The organism is Prevotella sp. tf2-5, assembly GCF_900115435.1.
Classification (GTDB): Bacteria; Bacteroidota; Bacteroidia; order Bacteroidales; family Bacteroidaceae; genus Prevotella.
The window spans coordinates 1-1,800 of record NZ_FOWK01000022.1 but is presented as its reverse complement, the minus strand read 5'-3'; the positions used below and the strand labels follow the sequence as shown (position 1 = coordinate 1,800).

Genomic DNA, 1,800 nt, shown 5'->3' with positions numbered 1-1,800 from the left:
GTTCTCTGCACCTCACGGTGCGGAATATTCCTCTACCTAAAGATCGTATCCTATTGGTCTATTGGTGTTTCCGACTGCAAACATAGTAACTGTTAAACTGTTAAATTACAGTTTGCGATTTCAGATTTCAGATTTCAGTAATCTATGACAAATGACAAATGACAGTTTATCATTTGATCGGATTTTCAAACAGATAACAGATAACAGTTAGCGAAAAAGAGGGAAACAATCTTAGTCTCAGAATCTCAGTAAGCGAACGAACGAACAGCGAACAGTTTACTAAAGTAGAAATATAACTAAAAGTCTATATATTATATTATTATATATATTATATATAATATATATATAATAAAATTAGTTGTCAACAATTTTTGGCAAATGGAATAACTGTTCAACTGTTCGTTCGCTTTAAAAAACTGAGATTCTGAGACTGAGACTGCATTACCATACGGAAGAAGTTGACACCCTACCCTGGGAATCGTTGACGCTTTTACTAAGAACGTTGACGCTTACATTGGAAAAGTTGACTCTCACTAACTGTCAACTGTCAAACTGTCAAACGCTTACTGAAAACTGAAAACTGAAATCAATAGCGATCAGACAAGCCTACTTTTCCCGTCAATAATTTGGAAGTTTCAAAAGTATTTTTTATCTTTGCCAATGAAATAACAATAGTTTTACATGCAGAGACCTGAAATAGTTAAGCAAATTAAGGAAAAGATTATGGAGACCGAGCCAACAGCAACAACAATATTATATGGTTCGGAGGCTCGAGGTGATGCTCGTGCTGAAAGCGACATTGATCTATTAGTTTTGCTGGATGGTGAGAAACGTGATTTGCATCGGGAATCTGAGTTATCAGGGGCTCTATACGATATAGAGTTACGCACGGGAATCATTATTAGCCCAATGATAATGCTGCGTAAACAATGGGAGAACCGACCTTTTAAAACACCTTTCTACATAAATGTAATGAATGAGGGGATTAAACTATGAAGGAGACTTTAGATGAAAATAGCCGACAGGCTTTGGTACAATATCGTCTTGAAAGAGCAGAAGAAACGATGAAAGAGGTTTCAATTTTAGCAAAGGAATCTCATTTTAATGCTGCTGTCAATCGTTTATACTATGCTTGCTTTTATGCGGCTTCAGCATTAATGGTAGCTAATAGCATTGTAACATCATCACATGCAGGAATCAAAACTATGTTAGGAATGAATTTCGTTTCCAAAGGATTGCTTTCAATAGAACAAGGTAAAACCTTCAGTCGCCTATTTGAGATTCGGCACAGCGGTGATTATGATGATTTTGTGTATTGTGATCAGGAGATGATAGATGAATATACCCCCAAGGCAAGAGATTTCATCAATTCCATTAGAGATTTATTAAATAAACAATAATGTCAAACCAATAAAATTTTTTGTATATAAGCAACAATATTAACTTAAATAGTTCCAATCATGAAAAAACAATAACTTCTATTCATCTCCATATTACTGCCGTTGCCGCCTCATTGTTACTCGCAACCACTTGATAATCAAATAGTTTTGCAAGGTGGCAACGGTGGCAAGGGTTATAGAAATTATGTGTAGGAGGATACTGGGAACTTTCGATAACACCCCTAACCTCCAACTAAAAATGCCGCAAACCTCGATAAATAAAGGGTGCAAGACCAGTTGGAGGTTATCTGAACCTCCCACTAACGTCCAACCCACCTCCCACTATGTTAGAGGTTAGTGAGAGCTTAGTTGGAGGTTAGAGCAACCTCCAACTGCCCGCAAACGCCCTGTACATCGGCGT

At 37.0% G+C, this 1,800-nt stretch carries 2 protein-coding genes; both read left to right on the top strand.

All coding sequences use genetic code 11. From position 1 onward, the window contains the following. Positions 1 to 681 precede the first annotated feature (681 nt). Complete coding sequence (locus BM257_RS14465; RefSeq protein WP_092074133.1) at positions 682 to 996, top strand: nucleotidyltransferase domain-containing protein; 315 nt, start codon at positions 682 to 684, stop codon at positions 994 to 996. After that, positions 993 to 1,400, top strand: coding sequence for a HEPN domain-containing protein (locus BM257_RS14460; protein WP_092074131.1), 408 nt, complete (start codon positions 993 to 995; stop codon positions 1,398 to 1,400). The genes BM257_RS14465 and BM257_RS14460 overlap by 4 nt, the downstream gene beginning before the upstream one ends. Positions 1,401 to 1,800: the final 400 nt, after the last annotated feature.